The 2,187-nt window shown below is 63.6% G+C and carries 2 protein-coding genes; both read right to left on the bottom strand.

Features of this window, described 5'->3' with window-relative positions; all coding sequences use genetic code 11:
- Positions 1-1,844 (bottom strand): fibronectin type III domain-containing protein (locus tag ACYVHT_RS23245; RefSeq protein WP_460557779.1); only part of this gene is annotated, 1,844 nt, incomplete at its 3' end.
- Between the two features lie 232 nt (positions 1,845-2,076).
- A partial coding sequence (locus ACYVHT_RS23240) for a T9SS type A sorting domain-containing protein (protein ID WP_460557005.1) occupies positions 2,077-2,187 on the bottom strand: 111 nt, incomplete at its 5' end.

Here is a 2,187-nt window from a genome sequence, read left to right as displayed (position 1 = left end):
GTGGTAGCGCCCAGGTTGGTACCGGTGCGCGTGCCGCTGCCCAGGCCGATGGCCCCGCAGGGCTCGTCGTTGGTGGGAGCGGTGAGCGGCGTGGTGAAGGGGAACGGCCCGGCCAGCGTGCTGCTGCCATTAAAGCCGCCGCACACCTGCTGCACGTAGAATTCGTAGTTGGTGTTGGCCTGCAGGTTGGTGAGGGTAGCGGTTTGGGCCGTGATGCCGCTCAGCGTGGCGCTGCCCACGCCATTCGGCGGCACGAAGCCCACCGGACCATAGATAACCGTGAACGTGCTGCCCGTATTGGGCGCCGCCGACCAGGTGACCACCGCCGTCGTGTTGGTGATGGTGCCTACGCCCAGGCCGGTGGGTACCGGGCAGTTGGGCACCGGCACGGCGCAAATCGTGAAGCTGTCCAGAATGGGCTGGAAGGTGCTGTAAGCGCCCACCCGCACGTAATAAGTGGTGTTGGGCGTGAGGTTGGTGAGGTCCAGGTTGGGGGCGGGGTCCGAGTTGCTGGACGAAGAAGAGCAGTTCAGAAAAGTGTAGGGGCCGCTGCAGGTGGCCGCCGAGTAGGCCCGCAGGGTATTGGCTGCCGCGCCCGTTACCGAGATGCGGATGGCCGTGCTGGTGGGCCCGGTGGCCGCCGTGGTAAACTTATACCACACATCCGACGGCGAAGTGCTGGGGAAGTTGGAGCACGAGCCCGACGGAATGCTGGCATTGGCCGTGGCCCCGAAGCTGGTGGTAGCCAGCGGGGTGCAGGTGTTGCTCACGGTCAGAGTGGCCGCGCCGCAGGGCTCGTCGTTGAGAATCTGAGTGGTGAAGGAGCCGGCGTTCGAGCGGGCGCTGCTGCCGTTGGTGCCGCCGCACACGGCCGTCACGTAAAACTGGTAGGTGGTGCCGGGCGTCAACCCCGTGATGGCGTAGGGCGGCGCGGGCACGTTGTTGGCAATGGTATAAACGTTGGTGGTCGAAGGCGGCAGGGCGGGGTTGAAGCCCGTGGGGCCGTAGAGCACGGTGTAGGTCGCCCCCGTGGTAGCTTGCCACGACAGCGAGGCCGTCGTCGTCGTCGTTGTGCCCGTCAGCAGCCGGGGCGTGGCGCAGGGGCTGGGCGCGGGCGGCGTGAAGGTGTAAACCTGCCCCGTCGCGGGCAGCGTGGCAATGGAATTCGTTTCGGTGGTCGAGCTGGTGGAGGGCGATGCCGACGAGTTGCTCAGCGAAAGGAAGGTGCCCGGCCCCGTGCCCACGCCCGACAGGCCAATCGAAACCGAAGCCCCGCTGATGGGGGCCCCCGCCAGCTGGGTGTAGATGTAGCGCACCACGTTGCTGCCCTCCGTCAGCTGCACCTGCATCGAGAACGACGGCCCGGTGGTGTTCGAGTAGCGAATCCAGTTTTTCCACTCGAAGGTGAACACCCGGTTGGGCGCGGTGCCCGTGGTGAGGTAGCTGGCCGTGCCGTTAATGCCGTTCAAATCGTCCCAGAAAGGCGCTACCAGCGGGCGCTCGGTAGCCGCCCCGGTAATGAGGTCGTTGGTCAGCGAGCTGTTGGTCGAGCCCGTGTTGAAGGTAATCCAGCCGTTGGATGAAGCCTTCACCTGCGTGTAGGCCGTGCCATCAAACGTGAAGGAGAAGCCCAGCGGAATGGCACCCGAAATCTGGTCGTCGCCCTGAATGGCCGACACGTTGGTGGCCGTGGCCGGCAGCGCGGTGAACGTGCCCGTGCTCGGAGCAAAGGCGTAGGTATCGACCTGGGCCTGGCTGGGCCGGGCCGCCAGCAGCAGGCCCGCCAGCAGCAGCACGCTACTGCCTGATTTTCCAAGCCATTGAGTTGGTAAGGGTTTTGTCATGATGAAAGGAGTGGTTAAAAAAAGGGGGGTGAAGAAGGAATAATGGCCCGGAATCCTGCAGGATAACCGGAAGCAGTGGGGCGTTTCGACCTGTAATATAGAAAAAGGTTGCGCTGATTCCCATTTAAGATAGGTTTTCAGTAGCGGAGCAAAATCCCCCTGAACTAAAAAAGGGGCTGCTCCATCGGAACAGCCCCTTTTGCGGGATAAAATAATCAGCGTTTGATGCTACTTATTCGAGGACGACTTTGCGGGTAAGGATTTGACCGTTGGCTTCCACGCGCAGGGTGTAGAGGCCGGAGGCCAGGCCGCGGGTGCTCAGGGTCTGCTCGGCGGCGGCGGT

The sequence above is a fragment of the Hymenobacter daeguensis genome (assembly GCF_054780555.1).
The sequence above is the reverse complement of the archived record's forward strand: the minus strand, read 5'-3'. Positions and strand labels throughout refer to the sequence as shown.